Source organism: Streptococcus mitis (genome assembly GCF_009496155.1).
GTDB classification, from domain to species: Bacteria; Bacillota; Bacilli; order Lactobacillales; family Streptococcaceae; genus Streptococcus; species Streptococcus mitis_BQ.
Genome location: NZ_WIJP01000042.1, coordinates 1 through 788, shown reverse-complemented (window position 1 = coordinate 788; position 788 = coordinate 1). Strand labels below are relative to the sequence as shown.

Annotated in this window: 1 protein-coding gene; it reads right to left on the bottom strand. The window is 35.9% G+C overall.

The annotated features are described in order from the left end of the window. Positions 1 to 178: 178 nt before the first annotated feature. Positions 179 to 664: a sigma-70 family RNA polymerase sigma factor gene (locus GEZ84_RS10580; protein WP_153224493.1), complete on the bottom strand. Its 486-nt coding sequence runs from the start codon at positions 662 to 664 to the stop codon at positions 179 to 181. Between the last annotated feature and the right edge of the window lie 124 nt (positions 665 to 788).

The window sequence follows — 788 nt, the reverse complement described above, 5'->3', positions numbered from 1 at the left end:
GCGCTCTTTTTTTCGATGCCTTTCGGCTACAAAAGCGATGAAATCAAGCATTAGTAAAACCAGTGGAACTTACCCTGACACGGACTTCCACTGGTTTTTACGATTTTTATCAGACTAACTTCCACTTCTACTAGCGGTGGAACTTAGTTTGGGAATTTAGCTTTTTTTGTATGACTTCCTAATGAGTACGGATGTCAAACTCTTTAAACACAATGCGTAAGTCTCTTAATACTCTTTGACGCCCTCGAAATCGTTCATTTCTTAAGACGCGTTCTAGTTCTTCTTGTTTTTCTTTATTTTGTTTACTTCTATAATCTTTTAATGTTTCATGAAAGAGATAATAATCATCTAGCCAGAGACCGCCCTCACTTATACGATGACTGATCTCACCTACTTCTTCATAGGGTTCTTTATCATATCTTCGTTTTTGACTTTCTTGTTTACGGATATAATCTAAAATCCGATTCCGAAACTTAGTCTTAAAATATTTCCTTAAACGAGGAATATCTTCTACTATTCCTTCTCCTTCTTCTCTACTAATCAATTCATGTAAGCAAATCATTCCCTCTTGGTCCCAATCCGATAGCTCCCATAAATGAAGATAATATTCATTTCTACACTTATATACAATCCCCTGCACTTTTTCATACAATTCTTTAAACATAATCTTCCCCTTTCTAGATACAGTTTAACAAATAAAGAAGCTAATTGGGACTATTTCACCTATTCTGTCCCCTTTACCTCCTCAACTGCACAAAAAAGAGAGGACATGCCTCTCTCAGGGTTAT

Coding starts and splice junctions, on each gene's coding strand:
- GEZ84_RS10580 (WP_153224493.1), bottom strand. CDS start 664: ATGTTTAAAGAATTGTATGAAAAAGTGCAGGGGATTGTATATAAGTGT.